15 protein-coding genes and 1 riboswitch are annotated in these 16,923 nt (G+C 74.1%); of the genes, 7 read left to right on the top strand and 8 right to left on the bottom strand.

Features of this window, described 5'->3' with window-relative positions; genetic code table 11:
- Window positions 1-11: 11 nt before the first annotated feature.
- The gene (locus tag KPL60_RS28770; protein ID WP_226354019.1) at window positions 12-650 is read right to left on the bottom strand and encodes a response regulator transcription factor; all 639 of its coding nucleotides are present in this window, start codon (window positions 648-650) and stop codon (window positions 12-14) included.
- Complete coding sequence (locus tag KPL60_RS34930; RefSeq protein ID WP_226367751.1) at window positions 647-1,873, bottom strand: histidine kinase; 1,227 nt, start codon at window positions 1,871-1,873, stop codon at window positions 647-649. Before KPL60_RS34930 ends, KPL60_RS28770 begins: the two co-directional genes overlap by 4 nt.
- A gap of 110 nt (window positions 1,874-1,983) precedes the next feature.
- On the opposite strand from KPL60_RS34930, the gene KPL60_RS28760 reads away from it, so the two are divergent.
- On the top strand, window positions 1,984-2,583 hold the full coding sequence (locus tag KPL60_RS28760; protein WP_226354017.1) for a hypothetical protein: 600 nt from the start codon (window positions 1,984-1,986) through the stop codon (window positions 2,581-2,583).
- Window positions 2,573-3,709, top strand: a complete 1,137-nt coding sequence (locus tag KPL60_RS28755; RefSeq protein ID WP_226354016.1) for a DUF418 domain-containing protein — start codon at window positions 2,573-2,575, stop codon at window positions 3,707-3,709. Before KPL60_RS28760 ends, KPL60_RS28755 begins: the two co-directional genes overlap by 11 nt.
- Here KPL60_RS28755 and mftM read toward each other — a convergent pair.
- Window positions 3,663-4,373 (bottom strand): mycofactocin oligosaccharide methyltransferase MftM, encoded by a 711-nt coding sequence (mftM, locus tag KPL60_RS28750; RefSeq protein ID WP_226367750.1) that lies wholly within the window; start codon window positions 4,371-4,373, stop codon window positions 3,663-3,665. The genes KPL60_RS28755 and mftM overlap by 47 nt on opposite strands.
- Window positions 4,374-4,500: 127 nt before the next feature.
- A complete protein-coding gene (locus tag KPL60_RS28745; RefSeq protein ID WP_226367749.1) occupies window positions 4,501-5,103 on the bottom strand; it encodes a hypothetical protein in 603 nt (200 codons plus the stop codon).
- A 135-nt stretch (window positions 5,104-5,238) separates the two neighbouring features.
- On the opposite strand from KPL60_RS28745, the gene KPL60_RS28740 reads away from it, so the two are divergent.
- Window positions 5,239-6,234, top strand: coding sequence for a zinc-binding alcohol dehydrogenase family protein (locus tag KPL60_RS28740; RefSeq protein WP_226367748.1), 996 nt, complete (start codon window positions 5,239-5,241; stop codon window positions 6,232-6,234).
- Window positions 6,235-6,289: 55 nt separating this feature from the next.
- Here the strand turns inward: KPL60_RS28740 and KPL60_RS28735 are convergent, their stop codons facing one another.
- From KPL60_RS28735 to mdo, 3 genes are all read right to left on the bottom strand, one after another.
- Entirely contained in the window at window positions 6,290-7,831 is a 1,542-nt protein-coding gene (locus KPL60_RS28735) for a VWA domain-containing protein (RefSeq protein ID WP_226354012.1), read from the bottom strand.
- Window positions 7,832-7,844: 13 nt separating this feature from the next.
- Window positions 7,845-9,110, bottom strand: coding sequence for a MoxR family ATPase (locus KPL60_RS28730; RefSeq protein WP_226367747.1), 1,266 nt, complete (start codon window positions 9,108-9,110; stop codon window positions 7,845-7,847).
- A gap of 136 nt (window positions 9,111-9,246) precedes the next feature.
- A complete protein-coding gene (gene mdo, locus KPL60_RS28725; protein ID WP_226354010.1) occupies window positions 9,247-10,539 on the bottom strand; it encodes an NDMA-dependent methanol dehydrogenase in 1,293 nt (430 codons plus the stop codon).
- 233 nt (window positions 10,540-10,772) lie between these two features.
- Window positions 10,773-10,982: riboswitch (cobalamin riboswitch) on the top strand.
- A gap of 126 nt (window positions 10,983-11,108) precedes the next feature.
- Between mdo and metE the strand changes: the two genes are divergently transcribed.
- The 4 genes from metE (at window position 11,109) to KPL60_RS28705 (ending at window position 16,754) form a co-directional block, all read left to right on the top strand.
- The gene (metE, locus tag KPL60_RS28720; protein ID WP_226367746.1) at window positions 11,109-13,418 is read left to right on the top strand and encodes a 5-methyltetrahydropteroyltriglutamate--homocysteine S-methyltransferase; all 2,310 of its coding nucleotides are present in this window, start codon (window positions 11,109-11,111) and stop codon (window positions 13,416-13,418) included.
- Window positions 13,419-13,507: 89 nt separating this feature from the next.
- Entirely contained in the window at window positions 13,508-15,031 is a 1,524-nt protein-coding gene (locus tag KPL60_RS28715) for an ABC transporter substrate-binding protein (protein ID WP_226367745.1), read from the top strand.
- Complete coding sequence (locus KPL60_RS28710) at window positions 15,028-15,972, top strand: ABC transporter permease (RefSeq protein WP_226367744.1); 945 nt, start codon at window positions 15,028-15,030, stop codon at window positions 15,970-15,972. Before KPL60_RS28715 ends, KPL60_RS28710 begins: the two co-directional genes overlap by 4 nt.
- 8 nt (window positions 15,973-15,980) lie before the next feature.
- A complete protein-coding gene (locus tag KPL60_RS28705; protein WP_226367743.1) occupies window positions 15,981-16,754 on the top strand; it encodes an ABC transporter permease in 774 nt (257 codons plus the stop codon).
- A gap of 2 nt (window positions 16,755-16,756) precedes the next feature.
- On the opposite strand, the gene KPL60_RS34105 is transcribed toward KPL60_RS28705, so the two are convergent.
- Window positions 16,757-16,888, bottom strand: a complete 132-nt coding sequence (locus KPL60_RS34105; protein WP_255656635.1) for a hypothetical protein — start codon at window positions 16,886-16,888, stop codon at window positions 16,757-16,759.
- Between the last annotated feature and the right edge of the window lie 35 nt (window positions 16,889-16,923).

Genomic DNA, 16,923 nt, shown 5'->3' with positions numbered 1-16,923 from the left:
GGGGGCCGGGCTCACACGAGCCCGGCCTCCTGGGCGGCGATCGCGGCCTGGGTGCGGGAACGCAGGCCCAGCTTCGCCAGCACCCGGGAGACGTGCGTCTTCGTCGTCCCTTCCGAGATCACCAGCTCCGCGGACAGCTCCGCGTTCGAGAGCCCGCGGCCCAGCCCGGCGAGCACGTCGGTCTCGCGTGCGGTGAGCCTCTCCAGCCCCGGCACCGACGACGGCCGCGGCGCCCCCGCGTAGCGGCGGATCACCCGCCGGGTCACCTCCGGCGCCAGCACGCCCTCGCCGCGGGCGACCGCCCGGACCCCGTCGGTGAGCCGGGTCGCGTCGACCGACTTGAGCAGGAACCCGCCTGCGCCCGCCGCGAGCGCGCCGTCGACGAGCTCGTCGAGGTCGAACGTGGTCAGCACCAGGACCTGCGCAGACCCCTCCGTGAGGATCCGCCGGGTGGCCTCGATGCCGTCGATGCCGGGCATCCGGATGTCCATCAGCACCACGTCGGGCCGGTGCTCGGCGGCGGCCCGCACCGCGGCGAGCCCGTCGGCGACCTCGGCGACGACGTCGATGTCCGGTGCCGAGCCGAGGATCAGCACGAGCCCGGTGCGGACGGCCTCCTGGTCGTCGGCGACGACCACCCGGATGCTCATCGCTCCACCTCCGCCGGGATCTCGGGGCCGAGGGGCAGGTCGGCCCGGACCAGCCAGCCGTCGTCGTCGGGGCCCGCGTGCAGGGTGCCGCCGACGGCCCGGGCGCGCTCGCGCAGGCCGTCGAGCCCGGTGCCGCCGTGCAGCCCCGGGCCCGCCGCGGGACGCCGGCCGGGACCGTTGCGCACCTCGACGAGCAGCCGGTCGTCGACATCGGGGGTGAGAGCGAGGCGCACCGTCACGTCCGAGCCGGGCGCGTGCTTCGCCGCGTTGGTCAGCGACTCCTGCACGATCCGGTACCCGGCGAGGTCGACCGGGGCGGGCAGCGGGGCCGCGCCGCGCCCGTCGCGCAGGACGGGGGACAGGCCGGCGGCGCGGGCCTCGTCGAGCAGGGCGTCGACCTCGGACAGCCGGGCGGGCGCCCCGGGCGGGTCGGCGGTGTCGCCGTCGCGCAGCAGCCCGATCATCGTGCGCATCTCCCCGAGCGCGGCGACGCCGGAGGACCGCACCGTCCCCAGCACCCGCCGGACCAGCGCCGGGTCGGCGCCGGGCTGCAGTGCCGCCTCGGACTGCAGCGCGATCGCCGACAGCCGCCCGGCGACGACTTCGTGCAGGTCGCGGGCCATCCGGGCACGCTCGGCGGCGACGGCGGCGTCCCGCTCCCGGGCCGCCGTCCGCTCCACCGCGACGGCCCGCTCCCGCTCGACGGCCGCCAGGTCCCGGAACCGGCGCACCTCCAGCCCCCAGACCAGCGGGAGCCCGACCACCAGCGTCAGGTTGAGCACGGCGTAGGTGCCGGTGCGGGTGCCCGCCACGAGCAGCGCCGTGACACCGAGGACGGTGGCGACCCCACCGGCGGCGACGGCGACCGCCCGCGCGGTGCGCCGCGGCGGGAACACCACGGCGCAGTAGAGCAGGTCGGTGAACACGAGCACGGTCCCGATCTCGGTGCGGCCGCCCAGGACGGGGCCCGCGACCAGGGCCGCCGTGCCGACCAGCAGCCCGGCGGGCACCGCGATCCGGCGCACGGTCGACGCGGCGCAGCCCAGCCCCATGACCAGCAGCGACGCCGCCGTCGCCCCGGTGTCCGCGCCCCACCAGGTGATCCCCGCGTCGGGCAGTGCCCAGATCAGCAGCAGCCCGACCACGAACCACACCACGCCGGTACCGGCGTCCCGCAGCACCGAGGGTGCGCCGCCGTCGCGGTTCACCAGGTACGTGATCACACCCCATCCCAGCACGCCCGGCGCCCGCGCGGCGTCCGTCGAAGGTGGTATGCGCGGATCGGTCGCACGCCGGACGCGTCGCCGCGGCCGGGTCGGCACGATCACCGGCCATGGGGGAGTCGTTGTTCGCCGAGCCGCTGCTGTGGCTGATCGTCGGTGCCGAGATCGGGTTCTGGGTGTTCCTGCTGGCCGGGCTGGGGGCGCGCTACGTGCTGCGCCGCCGGGGCCTGGGGGCGGTGCTGCTGCTGGGGGTGCCGCTGATGGACCTCGTGCTGGTCACCGCCTCGACGGTGGACCTGGCGACGGGCGGCGCACCGTCGCGGGTGCACGGGCTGGCCGCGCTCTACCTCGGGATCACCGTCGCGTTCGGGCACTCGCTGGTGCGCTGGGCCGACGTCCGGGTCGCCCACCGCTTCGCGGGCGGCCCGGCACCGGTGCGCCCGCCGCGGGGCGGGGTCGCCCGGACGCGGTACGAGTGGCGCGAGTACGGCAAGGTCGTCGCCGCCTGGGTGGTCACGGCGGCGGTGCTGGTCCTGCTGTCGGTGGCCGGCGGCCGCGCGTTCCCGGCGCCTGGTGCCTGGCCGGAGGACCCGATGTGGTCCTGGCTCGCGACGGCGTCGCTGGTCGCCGGGATCTGGTTCGTCGTGGGGCCGCTGTGGGCGACCGTCTTCCCCGGCACCGGGGACCGGGAGCGCACCGGTGTCCGGTGACCGCCTCGCCGCCCCGGACGTGCTGCGCGGCCTCGCGATCGCCGGGACCTTCGCGACGAACGTCTGGGTGTTCGCCGACCCGCGCGGGCCGGGCGCGGTGTTCGCCGGGTTCGCCGGGGGCTGGTGGCTCGACACCGCGCTCCGCGCCGTCGCGAACGGGAAGTTCCTCGCACTGCTCACGCTGCTGTTCGGGATCGGGATGGAGCTGCAGTACCGCTCCGCGGTGCGCCGCGGGCTGCGGTGGCCGGGCCGGTACCTCGCCCGCGCCGCGATCCTGTTCACCGAGGGACTGCTGCACTACGTGCTGGTCTTCGAGTTCGACGTGCTGATGGGCTACGCGATCGCCTCGGTGCTCGTCGCATGGCTGGTGGGGCGGTCGGCGCGGGTGCGGGTGGCGGCCGCCTGCGTCGCCGGGGTGGTCACGGTGCTGCTGGTGGGCGGTGCGACCGCCGCGACGGCCGGGAGCACCGGCGCCGACGTGCCGCTCCCGCCGTACCCGGCGACCTGGACCGGGCAGGTGGCCGCACGGCTGGCCGACCCGCTGCTGTACCGGGTCGAGCTGGTGCTGATCGTCCCGTCGGCGGTGGTGCTGTTCCTGGCCGGATCCGCGCTGCTCCGCGCCGGCCTGTTCGACGCCGGCGCCGTCACCCTGCGCCGACGGCTGATCGGCACCGGGGTGGCCGGGGCGGTGCTCACCGTGCTCACCACGCTCGGCGGCGGCCCGTGGTTCCTCGTCGAGCGCTACCTGGTGGCCCCGCTGGTCGCGCTGGGGCTGCTCGGCCTGGTCCCGGAGGTCCTGGCCCGGCTGCGCGGTCCGGCCGGCCCGGTGCGGCGCGGGCTCACCGCGCTCGGCCGGACCGCGATGACCTGCTACGTCGGCCAGAACGTCGTGGCCGCGGTGCTGTTCGGCGCCTGGGGGCTCGGCCTGGCCGGGGCGCTCGCCGGTGTCGCGGCGCCGCTGCGGACCGGGGCGGTGGTCGGGGTGTGGGCCCTCGTCGTCGCCGGGTCCGCCGCGACGGCGGGGTGGTGGCTGCGCCGCCACGACCGCGGGCCGCTGGAGGCGCTCACCCACGCCCTGCTCAGAGGTCGATCACCAGCCAGCCGCCGTGGTGCTCGGACACCGTGAACGGATGGCCGGTGCGCTCCCCGATCCGGGTCAGGACGCGCTCGTCGAAGACCCGGACGTGACCCCAGGCGGGGTTCGGCTCGTCCTCGAACGGGACGGCGACGACCACCCGTCGCCGGGCCAGGCGCAGCATCTCGCCGACGACCTCGTCGCCGTCGGACTCGGACAGGTGCTCGACGAGGTGCACGGCGAACACGGTGTCCGCGCAGCCGTCGGGCAGGGCGACGGCACGCGCGTCGGCGACGTGGGTCTCGACATCGGCGCCGAGCTGTGGCGCCATCCGGGTCAGCAGCTCGACGGTGCCGCCGGTCAGGTCGGTGGCGGTGACGCGGTGGCCGTCGCGGGCCAGCTGCAGCGACAGGAAGCCGAAGCAGCAGCCGAGCTCCAGCACCTCCTCGCCCAGCACGAGGGAGCGGGCGCGGGCGTGCACCGGCGCCATCTCGGCGTTGGTGCCGCCCGGCTCGGGCTCACCGGCCAGCGCGTCGAGGGTGTTGCGGTAGAAGGCGAGCCACGCGTCGTCCGGGAGGTCGGGGTCCTTCGCGGCGCTCGCGACGCAGGCGACGAACGCCTCCTCGAAACGCTCGGCCGGCAGGATCCCGGGCTGCACCAGGGTGCGGTCCAGCCAGCCGGCGAGGTCGTTGGAGAGCCGGTCGGTTCCGATCATGGATCGCTCCTGTGCGTGCGGGGGCCCGTTCCACGCTAGGCGGTCACGGGCACGCCGCACCACGTCCGACGGCCGGGGCCCTCCCCGTCCGGACGGTGGGGGTGGGCTCCGGTGCCGGCCGGGATGCTCAGGCGCCCTGGGCGGCGAGCAGCCGGGCCTTCAGCGCGGCGTCCTTGTTGACCGGGTCGTGGGCGCCGTCCGGGACGGTCCCCGCGGCGACGGCGATCGCGTTCATGGTGCCGACCATCCGGCACAGGTGGGCGATGCGGCGCTCGTCGGCGTCGACGGGCGGGGCGCCGTCGAGCATGGCCAGGGTGCGGTCCACCCAGATCACCTCGGCGTGCATCCCGGCCTCCTCGAGCACACCGCGCAGCCGCAGCCCGATCTCGCGGCGGGACAGCCCGTTCCAGCTCGCCAGGGTGCGGGCGTCGAGCGGGAACAGCAGGTCCCGGTCGCGCAGGTGGATCAGCTCCAGGGCGTGTGCGCGACCGTAGGCGCAGTACGTGCACCCGTTCACCAGGGAGATCGTGAGCCCGGCGAGGTGGGTGCGCACGGGGCCCAGCACGCGCAGGGTGACCAGGAAGCGCGGGAAGTTGGACGCGAACCAGCGCAACGCGGGCCCGCTGCCCATCGTGGCGACCATCGCCGGGATCACGCCCGGCGTGTAGCCCCACAGCGCGGTGCACACGCGGCCGACGATCCGGAGGACCGCTCCGCCACCGTCCGACATCCGGCCCTCCTTCCCGAAGGGGACGCCCGATCGTACTCCGGGCGGCCCCCGCGGCGGCACGAAATCGGCCGATCGGCCCAGCCGGGGTCGTCGGTGCGGCGGGCGGCGGCCCGGTGGCGCGGATAGCGTCCGGTCATGGCTTCCGTACCCGCCGTCGTGGCGCCCCGGCCGCTGCCCGTCGACGACCCCGAGTGCCTCGTCGACGCCGAGATCGAGGTCGGTGCGCCTGGCCCGCACGACCTGCTCGTCGACGTCCGCGCCGTCTCGGTGAACCCGGTGGACGGCAAGGTCCGGTCGTCGTTCGACCCGGCCGACGGGCCGAAGGTCCTCGGCTTCGACGCCGCGGGCGTCGTCGTCGAGGTGGGCGACCGGGTGCAGGGGTACGTCCCCGGCGACGAGGTCTACTACGCCGGAGCGATCGACCGGCCCGGCAGCAACGCCCACCGCCAGCTCGTCGACTCCCGCATCGTCGGGCGCAAGCCGTCGACCCTGGACTTCGCCGCCGCGGCCGCGCTGCCGCTGACCTCGATCACCGCGTGGGAGTGCCTGCACGACCACCTGCGCGTCACCGCCGACACCACCGGGACGCTGCTCGTCGTGTCCGCCGCGGGCGGGGTCGGGTCGATGGTCCTGCAGCTCGCCCGGCGGACCGGGCTGACGCTGGTCGGCACCGCCTCCCGCACGGAGTCCGCGGACTGGGCGCGGCAGATGGGTGCGCACGAAGTCGCCGACCACCACGACCTCGTCGGCACGGTGCGCGAGGTCGCCCCGGACGGCGTGCAGTACGTGTTCTCGCCGGTGTCGGCGGGCAACGTCGAGGCCTACGCGGAGCTGATGACCCCGCGCGGGATCGTCGTCGCCATCGACGAGCCGGAGGGCCTGGACACGCTCCCGCTGAAGACGAAGTCGCAGGCCTGGCACTGGGAGCTGATGTTCACCCGGCCGCTGTCGGAGCCGGGCTCGACGGTGCAGCGGGAGATCCTGGACGAGGTGTCCCGGCTCGTCGACGCCGGGGAGCTGCGGACCACCGAGACGCGGCGCCTGCAGGGGCTGACCGCGGCGTCGCTGCGGGCGGCGCACCGGCTCGTCGAGTCCGGCGGCACCGTCGGGAAGATCGTGGTCGAGCGGTAGGCGGACCCCCGGTGGGTGGCCCCGGTGCGGACACCGGCACCACCCACCGGCGGGGTCAGCGGCCGATCAGCTCGCCGGCCATCTCGTTCGTGGTCGCCTCGAAACCGGACAGGTCCCGGACCACGCGGACGCGGTCGCAGTACTCGGCGTAGGCGGGCAGGTCGCAGCGGCCCAGCCCCCACGAGTACCGCGGCTCCGGGGTGAGCCAGATCGTCTCCCGGGCCCGCCGGGTGATCTCGACGAACGCCTCCATGTTGGGGTCGTTGCCGTTCCCGCGGCCGTCGCCGAGCACCAGCACCGTCGTCCGGCGGGTGACCGCCGAGCCGTGGTCCTCCAGGAACTGGCCGAAGGCCAGGCCGTAGTTGGAGTTGGCGTCGACGTCGAGCTGGTCGCCGCCGAAGATCAGCCCGAGGGCGTGCTCGACGGGGTGGTCGGCGAACAGGTCGGTCACCTCGACCAGGTCGGCCACGAACGCGAACGAGCGCACCTGGCCGAACAGGTCCTGCAGACCGTGCACCAGGTGCAGGGTGAACCGCGCGGTGGCCCGGACCGACAGCGACACGTCGGCCAGCACCACCAGGCGCGGCTTGTCCTCCTGACGCTGCACGGTGACCGGGGAGAACGGGACGCCGTCGTAGCGCATGTTCTTGCGCATGGTGCGGGCCGAGTCGATCCGGCCCCGCGGCGAGACCCGCCTGCGGTGGGTCAGCGCGCCGTGCAGCGACTTCGCGAGCCGCCGCAACGAGTCCTCCAGCTGCATGCGCTCGGTCTCGCTGGCCCGGTCGACCTCGGCGACCCGCTCCGCGTCGTCGTGGCCCTCGACGATCCGCTGCTCGATCGCGAGCAGCTTCTCCAGGTGGGCCTTGAGCAGCTCGGGGAGGTTGTCGAGCACCCCGGTGAGACGCCGGCGCAGCGCGGCGGCGTCGTCCTCGGTGCCCTGCTCCTCCTCCGAGAGCCGGTCCTCCTCGGAGTTCAGCCAGCCCAGCAGCGCGTCCTGCTGGGCGACCGAGAGGTCGGCGTCGACCTTGGTGCCCTGCTGCTGGGAGATGTCCCCGGGCTGACCGCCGCCGGAGAACCGGTCGGTCTCGATCTGCACGCGCTGGCCGTCGGTGACGTCGTTGGATTGCTCCTTCGAGAGCACGATCTCGTCCGTCATCGAGGCCATGTCGATCTTGTTGGCCTCCTGGTGCAGGTTGTACTGCTCGGCCAGGTCCTCGGGATCGAAGAACTCCTTGATGTCGACCGGGGAGCCGTGGTCGTGCCCCTCCTGCGGGGTCTCCGACGGCTCCTCGGACAGCGTGAAGTTCTCCAGCGGGGTGTCGTCGCTCAGGTCCCCGTGCCCGTGGCCGTGCCCGTGGCCGGTGTCGGCCTCGCCCACCCTGACCAGGGAGAAGAACAGGTCGAAGACCTCGTCGTAGGTCGCCTCGTCGCGGCGGTCCTTGACCAGCGCGATGCGCAGCGCCTCCTTCAGCACCGACTTGTCGGACAGCACCCCGGGCTGGGCGGCGCAGGCCATCGCGTCGAGCGCCTCGGAGACCGAGATGCGCACCGACCGGATCCGCAGGAGCCGGACGAAGCGGTGGATGCTCGCTTCCACGCCGACGCCCCGATCAGACCGGGCGCTTGCGGGAGCCGCCGAAGGAACGGGCGCCCTGGCCCGGACTCACGGTGCGCACCTTCTGCGCCGCGTTGGGGTTGCCGGCCGCGGCCTTGTTGCCGTAGCCGTCGTGGTGGCGGCCCGCGTTGTCCTTGCCGGTCCGCTTCCCGCGGCCGTCCACGTCACCGTCGTCGGGATCCGTGGTGTCGTGCCGGGTGGAGCGCGCCGCGGGCTCGTCGTGGCTGTGGTCGCCGTCGTGCCCGTGTCCGTGGCCGTGTCCGTGTCCGTGGCCCTGCTCGGCGACGACCGCGTTCGGGTCGACCAGGTTCGGCAGCGCGTCCAGCGCCTTCTTGACGTCCTTGTCGTACTTGACGACGACCGAGACGGTGTCGGACAGGATCTGCGAGCTCAGCTCGTCGACCCCCAGGACGGCCAGCGTGCGCGCCCAGTCGATGGTCTCCGAGATCGAGGGCGACTTGCGCAGCTCCAGCTCGCGCAGCCCGCGCACGACGTTGACGAGCTCCTCGGCCAGCTGGTCCGACAGCCCGGTCTTCTTCGACTTCACGATCTCCAGCTCGCGCGAGGCCGACGGGTAGTCGAGGAACAGGTGCAGGCAGCGGCGCTTGAGCGCGGCGGCGAGGTCACGGGTGTTGTTCGAGGTCAGCAGCACGTACGGGCGCTGCTCGGCGACGAAGGTGCCGATCTCGGGCACGGAGATCTGGAACTCGCCCAAGGTCTCCAGCAGCACGGCCTCCAGGGCCTCGTCGGCGCGGTCGACCTCGTCGATCAGCAGCACGACGGGCTGTTCGGAGCGGATGGCCTCCAGCAGCGGGCGCGGCGCGAGGAAGCGCTCGGAGAAGAACACGCTCTCCTGGGACCCGATGCGGTCGACCGCGGAGGCGAGGTCGGGGGCGTCCTCGACGAGCTGCCCGATCTTCTCGCGGAGGATCTGGGTGTACATGAGCTGCTTGCCGTAGTCCCACTCGTACAGGGCCTTGGTCTCGTCCTGGCCCTCGTAGCACTGCAGACGCAGCAGCCGGCGTCCGGTGGCGACGGCGAGCATCTTCGCCAGCTCGGTCTTGCCGACCCCGGCGGGCCCTTCCAGCAGCAGCGGCTTGTCCAGCCGGGTCAGCAGGAACACCGTCGTGGCCAGGCGGGTGTCGGCGATGTAGCCCTGCTCCCGCAGGGTCTCGATCACCTGGTCGACGGACTCGAACGGACCGGTCGAGGCGACGGCGTCCGCCGCCTCGGTCACAGTGGGGACGACAGCCTCGGACACGCGGGTATCTCCTTCGCGGGCCGCACCGGCTCTGGTGCGGAGAAGAGCGGGACCGCAGCCAGCGGGCCCACCCATCCGAGTATCACCTCGGATGGCTGGGCCCGCTGGTGCGACGGTGGACGTCCTGACCTGCGGATCAGGTCAGCAGGTCGTCCAGGTCACCGTTGATGGAGTGGTCGACGACCGGGCGGACGGTCTCGAACGTGCACTCCTTCGGGTTGCCCGGGGTGCAGGCGTCGCCGAGGACGTGGTTGGTGATCCGGTCGACGTCGGCCGCGTCACCGATGATGGTCGGCGCGTTCTCGTAGAACTTGGTCGGGCCGATGCCCAGCCGGTTCTTCGAGTAGGTGTCCTGCTTGACGTCGGCGAACTTCTCCGGGATGCCCACGTCGCGCAGCAGCCGGATGGAGGCGGCGAGCGCGGCGTCGGCGGCCTGCGGCTTGGTCATGCCGCGGGTGTCGACACCCATCGCCTCGGCGATGTCGGCGAAGCGCTCGTAGACGACCGGCATGTTGAACGCCCACACGCGGGGCAGCGCGATGGCGTTGTTCAGGCCGTGGTGGGTGTCGTAGAACGCCGACACCGCGTGGCTGATCGAGTGGATGATGCCGAGGCCACCGGAGTTGAACGCCTGGGCGGCGATGTACTGCGCGTACATCATGCCCTCGCGGCCGGAGAGCTCCTGGCCGTTCCAGACGGCCTTGCGCAGGTTCTGCGAGGTCAGCTTGATGGCGTGCAGGGCGTTGCCCAGCGACGGCTGGAAGTCCAGACGCGAGACGTAGGGCTCCGAGGCGTGCGCGAGCACGTCGAACCCGCACTGCGCGGTGTAGTCGATCGGGCAGTCGTAGTACAGCACCGGGTCGTCGATCGCGAGGGTGGTGACCGACTGGTCGTCGAACGCGACGTACTTGTGCGGGTTGTCGGGGTCGGTCGTGGTGTCGGTGATGACGTAGGCCCACGAGGTCTCCGAGCCGGTGCCGGCCGTGGTGGAGACCGCGATGTGCGGCGGGTTGGACGGGTTCTCGGACTTGTTGAAGCCCTCGAACTCGTTGACGTTGCGGCCGTCGTGCGCGACCGAGATGCGCGCGCCCTTGCAGGCGTCGTGCGAGGAGCCGCCGCCGATGGAGACGAAGGAGTCGCAGTTGTTCTGCTGGTAGAGGCCCACAGCGTCCATGACGTTGTAGTCCTTGGGGTTCGACTCGACCTTGTCGTACAGCACGACCTCGAGGCCGTGGTACTTCATCGACTCGACGATCTTGTTGACGATGTCGGTGCCGCGCAGGCCCGACGTCATGACCAGGGTCTTCTTGAAGCCCAGCTTCAGGGCCTCCGGGCCGATGAGCTCGTGCGACCCCGGACCCATGAGCGCACGGGGGAACGGGTGGAACTCCTTGATGGGGAACGGCTTGAGCAGCTCGTCTACCTGCATGTCAGCCCTTTCTGAGGCAGGTGGATGGGTCGAGACCGCACGCTATGACCCCTGTGGCCGCGGGCACAGGGGTGATCGCCATTACCCCTCGGGAGACCGGGCAGGTTCCCCCTCCGAACGGAGGGGCGCAGGGTGAGGTCGCCCTCGACCCGGGTGACGGGGAGGGTGTGAAAGTAATGCCAAGCTATGGCAACAAGGATCATTCGGCAACAGTTCGGCCGTCGGGCCCGGGGTAGTGTCGGGTCGCCGACGGTTCGTGCCGGCCCGGGAACGGGGCGTCACGAGGCAAGAGGGAACCCGGTGGGAATCCGGGACTGCCCCGCAGCGGTGAACGGGAACGACCGCCGTCAACAGCACTGGGAGCCATCCCGGGAAGCGACGGCCAGTAGGTCTGAGCAGTGTGCCCGTGAGTCCGAAGACCTGCCGCCGGTGCGTGCGCCGTCCGGCGTGCGCGGATCCGTGGCCTCGCGGGAGGGCCGGGCGGACGACCGGGCACCGTCGTGCCCGGCGGTCGCAGGCGCCCCGTGCCGGCGACGGGTCCTCCACCGCACTCGCGAGGAGAGAGGGCCGTGAGCATTCCTTCCAGCAGCACCATCGGCAGCACCGTCCTGGGGTACCCCAGGATCGGACCGGACCGGGAGCTCAAGCGGGCGACCGAGTCGTACTGGGCCGGGCGGACCGACGCGTCCGCACTGCACGACGTCGCCGCCGGGCTGCGCCGCGACACCTGGACCGGGCTGCGTGACGCCGGGCTCGGCTCGGTGCCGGGCAACACGTTCTCGTTCTACGACCACGTCCTGGACACCGCGCTGGCGGTCGGGGCGGTGCCGGAGCGCTTCGCCGGCGTCACCGACCCGCTGGAGCGGCTGTTCGCGATGGCCCGCGGCCGCACCGGCGCCCCGGCCTGCGAGATGACCAAGTGGTTCGACACGAACTACCACTACCTGGTCCCCGAGGTCGGCCCGGACACCCGGCTCGCGCCGGGCAGCCGCAAGGCCCTCGACGAGTTCCGCGAGGCCCTGCGCAGCGGGATCACCACCCGCCCGGTGCTGGTCGGGCCGGTGACCTTCCTGCTGCTGTCCAAGCCGGCCGACGGCGCACCGGAGGGCTTCCGCCCGCTGGACCTGCTCGGGCCGCTCGTCGAGGTCTACCGCGACCTGCTCGCCGAGCTCGCCGAGGCGGGTGCGGAGTGGGTGCAGCTCGACGAGCCCGCCTTCGCCGCCGACCGGACGCCCGAGGAGGTCGCGGCGCTGCGCCGGGCCTACGACCGGCTCGCCTCGGCGACCCGGCGGCCCAAGATCCTCGTCGCGTCGTACTTCGGGGAGCTGGGACCCGCCCTGCCCGCGCTCGCCGCCACGGCCGTCGAGGGGCTGGCGCTCGACCTCGTCGCGGGGGCCGCCGACCTCGACGCCCTCGACTCCGGAGGCCCGGTGGTCCCGGGGCTGGACCGGAAGGTGGTGCTGGCCGGCGTCGTCGACGGGCGCAACGTGTGGCGCACCGACCTGGACCGGGCGCTGGCGACGGCGCAGCGGCTGGTCGGCGCCGCGGGGCGGGTCGAGGTCTCGACGTCGTGCTCGCTGCTGCACGTCCCCTACGACCTGGCCGCCGAGACGGCCCTGCCCGGCGACGTCGTCGACATGCTGGCGTTCGCCCGGCAGAAGGTCACCGAGGTCGTGCTGCTCGGACGCGCCCTGCACGAGGGACCCGACGCGGTCGCGGCGGAGCTCGACGCCGCACGGGCCACCCGGGAGCGGGTCGCCGCCACCGCGCGCCGCGACGAGCGGGTGCGGTCCCGGCTCGACGCGCTCGGCCCCGACCACTACCGGCGCAGCCACGGCGACGTCCGGGCGAAGGTCCAGCGCGAGGCGCTCGGCCTGCCCGTCGTCCCCACGACGACGATCGGCTCGTTCCCGCAGACCGCGCAGATCCGGCGCGACCGGGCCGCGCACCGCTCCGGCACGATCGACACCGGCACCTACACCGAGCGGATGCGCCAGGAGATCGTCCGGGTGGTGCGGCTGCAGGAGGACATCGGGCTCGACGTCCTGGTGCACGGTGAGCCCGAGCGCAACGACATGGTCCAGTACTTCGCCGAGAACCTCGACGGCTTCGCCACCACCGACCACGGCTGGGTGCAGTCCTACGGCTCGCGGTGCGTGCGCCCGCCGATCCTGCACTCGGACGTGTCCCGGCCCCGGCCGATCACGGTGGAGTGGGCGCGGTTCGCCCAATCGCTGTCCGACGCGCTGGTCAAGGGGATGCTGACCGGCCCGGTGACGATCCTGGCCTGGTCGTTCGTGCGTGACGACCAGCCGCTGGGCGACACCGCCCGGCAGGTGGGGCTGGCCCTGCGCGACGAGGTACTCGACCTGGAGGCCGCCGGGATCCGGATCATCCAGGTCGACGAGCCCGCACTGCGCGAGCTGCTGCCCCTGCACGAGCGGGACCGGCCCGCGTACCTGGACTGGGCGGTGGACGCGTTCCGGCTGGCCGTCGGGGCCGTCACCGACGCCACCCAGATCCACACCCACCTCTGCTACTCCGAGTTCGGCGAGGTGGTGGGGGCGATCGACGGGCTCGACGCCGACGTCACCACCGTCGAGGCGGCCCGGTCGCGGATGGAGGTGCTGGCCGACCTCGGGCCGGGGGTCCCGCGCGGGCTCGGCCCGGGCGTCTACGACGTCCACTCGCCCGAGGTGCCCGGCACCGACGAGCTGGTCGAGCAGCTCGGCGCGGCCCTGCGCCACATCGGACCGGACCGGCTGTGGGCCAACCCGGACTGCGGGCTGAAGACCCGCGGTGAGACCGAGACGGTGGCGGCCCTGACCAACCTGGTCGCCGCCGCCCGCCGGGTCCGGGACTCGGCGACGACCGGCTGAGCCCGTGTCGCGACGCCCCGCGGCTCCCGGCCGCGGGGCGTTGCTCACGCTCCATTGAATGAACAGGTGGTCAGATGTAGTCATATGGGGTGATCGCACGAAAGATGGCCGCGCTGCTCGCGGCCGCCGCCCTGGTGCTGACCGGCTGTGGAGCCGGCGGTGGCGGCACCGGGACCCCGGACCCGGCCGGTGAGCTGACCGTGGCCCTGCAGTTCCCGCCGCGCGCCGACTACGCCTTCGACGCCGACGACGGCGCCCGGCTGCAGTCCCTCGGCGTCGCCGAGACCCTGACCACGGTCGACGCCGACGCCCGCCCGGCGCCGATGCTCGCGACGGCCTGGGAGCAGCAGGGCAACGCCTGGCGGGTCACCCTGCGCCAGGGCGTGCGATTCCACGACGGCACCCCGCTCACCCCGGACGCCGTCGTCACAGCGCTGCGCTACGTCGCGGGCGTCGAGGCCCCGCCGCGGGCGATCCGGGGCATCGGCTTCGCCATCGCCCCCGACGGCGCCGACGCCGTCCGGATCACCACCACCGAGCCCGACCCGGTGATGCCGCTGCGGCTGTCCAGCGGCAACCTCGGCATCCTCGCGCCCGCCGCGTACGCCGGCGGCGGGGCGCCGGCCTACCTGCGCACCGCGACCGGCCCGTTCGTGCTGGACTCCGTCAGCGGCGCCGACTCCGCGCAGCTGGTCCGCAACGACGACTACTGGGGCGAGCCGGCGGGCGCCGCCCGGGTCACCGTCCGCTACGTCGAGGACCCGCAGGCCCGTGCGCTGGCGGTCCAGTCCGGCGACGTCCAGTTCGCCGAGGGCCTGCCCCAGGCCCAGCTCGACCAGGTCCGCTCGGCCGGGGCCGAGGTCGTCGAGTACCCGAACGCGCGCACCGTGCCGCTGCAGCTCAACCAGTCCGCGGCGCCGTTCTCGGACCTGCGGGTCCGCCAGGCCGTCACCGCGGCGATCGACCGCCCGGTGCTGGCCCAGCAGGTCCTCGCCGGGGGCGCCGCGCCCGCGGCCGACCTGTTCGGTGCGGCCGTGCCGTGGGGCGAGACCGCGCCGCCGCCCGGCGCCGACGTCGCCCGCGCCCGGCAGCTGCTCGCCGAGGCCGGCTACACCGAGCAGAACCCGCTGACCGTGCGGCTGTGGACCTTCCCGAACCGGCCCGAGCTGCCCGCGCTGGCGAACGCGATCCAGGCGATGCTCGGTGCCGCCGGGGTGAAGGTCGACATCACCGTCGGGAACTACGAGGCCCAGGAGCCGAAGGTCCTCGCCGGTGACTACGACATGTTCCTCAACTCGCGCAGCTACCTGTCCGACTTCCCGGACGCGGCGAGCACGCTGACCTCGGACTACACCTGCGACGGCAGCTACGCCATCGACCAGTACTGCAGTCCCGCCTACGACGCGCTGGTAGACCGCCTCAACGCCACCGTCGACCCGGCGGCCCGCCAGCAGCTGTTCGGAGAGGCCGCCGCGATGCTGACCCGCGACGCCGTCGGCGTCATGGTCGTGCACCCGCGCAACACCGCCGTGCTGCGCGGTGCCACCGGCTTCGTCCCCGACCCGCTGCAGATCCGCCCGGTGCTGCCGCAGCTCTCCCCGACCACGGGGTGATCGGGCTCCTGCTGCGCCGGCTCGTCGTCGTCGGGCCGGTGCTGCTGGCCGCGTCGGTGCTCGTGTTCGCGCTGCCGCGGCTGGTCGGCGTCGACCCGGCGCGGGCGGTCCTGCGGGCCCGCAGCGCCGAGGCGGTGCCGGACCCGGCGACCGAGGCGCGGCTGCGGTCCTCACTGGGGCTGGACGCGCCGGTCACCGAGCAGTACCTGCGCTGGCTGGGCGGGGTGCTGCGCGGCGACCTCGGCTACGGCTACGTCGCGCGGACCCCGGTCGCCGGGCAGGTCGCCGACGCCGCGGCGGTGTCCGGGCTGCTCGCGGTGCTCGCGCTCGCCCTCGCGGCGGTCGTCGGCATCCCCGCCGGGGCCTACGCGGCGCGCCGTCCCGGCGGGCTGCTCGACCGGTTCCTCGGGCTGGGCACGGTCGCCGGGGTCGCGGTGCCGGAGTTCGTGCTCGCGCCCTGGCTGGTGCTGGTGTTCGCGGTGTGGGCCGGGGCGCTGCCCGCGCTCGGCTGGGGCGACCCCGCCCACCTCGTCCTGCCGGTGCTGACCCTCGCCGCCTACCCGGGGGCGCTGGCCGCGCAGCTCGTCCGCGCCGAGACCGCCGGGGTGCTGACCCGGCCGCACGTGCTCGTCGCCCGGGCCAAGGGCCTCGGTGAGCACCGGGTCCTGTGGCGGCACGGCGCCCGGCTCGCGACGACGTCGGTGACCGCCCTGGCCGGGATGTTCGTCGCCGGACTGCTGGGCGGCTCGGTGGTGGTCGAGGTCGTGTTCGGCATCCCGGGGCTGGGGCGTCTGCTGCACCGGGCCGTCGTCGCGCAGGACCTGCCGGTGGTGCAGGCGGGCACGCTGCTCGTCGTCGCGGTCGCGGTGGTCGCGGGGGTGCTGGTGGAGGTGCTGGCGACGGCGCTGGACCCGGTGCTGCGCTCGGCGGGGTCACGGTGAGGCCCCGGGTGCGGACGGCGTGGTGGGTCGCGGCCGGGGTGGCCGCCCTGGCCCTGGCCGCGCCGGCACTCCTGCCCGACCCCGACGCCGTCGACTTCGCCGGGATGCTCGCCGGGCCGTCCGCGGCGCACCCGCTGGGCACCGACCAGCTGGGCCGGGACCTGCTCGCGCGCACCGTCCACGGCGGACGGCTGACGGTCGGGCTGGCGCTGTCCGCGGTGCTGGTCACCGGGGTGTTCGGGGTGGCCGTCGGGTCGCTCGCCGCGGTCGTGGGCCCGGTCGGGCGGGCGGCGATGCGGGTGGTCGACGTCCTGGCCGCGATCCCGGTGGTGCTGTTCGGGCTGCTCGCCGCGGTCGCACTGGGTCCTGGCGTCGGGTCGCTGCTGGTGGCGGTCACGGTGATCGCCTGGACCCCGTTCGCCCGGCAGGCCTACCTGCTCGCGCTCGCCGAGCGGCAGCGGGAGTACGTGACGGCGGCGGTCGCCCTCGGCGCGGGGCCCGCGCGGGTCCTGACCCGCCACGTCGCGCGGAACCTCGTCCCGCCGCTGGCCGCGCACGCCTGCGTCCGGTTCGCGAGCACCCTGCTCACCGTCTCCGGGCTGTCGTTCCTCGGGCTCGGCGTCCAGCCACCGACCGCGGAGTGGGGCGCGATGGTGGCGGAGGGCCGCGAGTACCTGTTCGGCGCGCCGCAGGTGGTGCTCGTGCCCTCGCTGGCGGTCGTGCTGACGGCCGGGACGGCCCTGTGGTGGGGGCGCCGGTGGGAACGGGTGGGTGCCCGGTGAGCTCAGGCCGCGTGGACCTGCCCGGCCGCGGGTTCGAGGGGCCTGCCCAGCTCGGGGAACCAGCGGAACGCCTCCGGCCTGCCCTCCCAGTCGCAGCCGGCGCACTCCGGGCCGTCGTGCGGGTGCTCGTCCACGATGCCTCCCGATCGTTGTTGCCATCACTGTGCAA

The organism is Pseudonocardia sp. ICBG162 (assembly GCF_020496225.1).
Lineage (GTDB): Bacteria > Actinomycetota > Actinomycetes > Mycobacteriales > Pseudonocardiaceae > Pseudonocardia > Pseudonocardia alni.
Note: the sequence above shows the minus strand (reverse complement) of the source record. Positions and strands in the feature narration are given on the sequence as shown.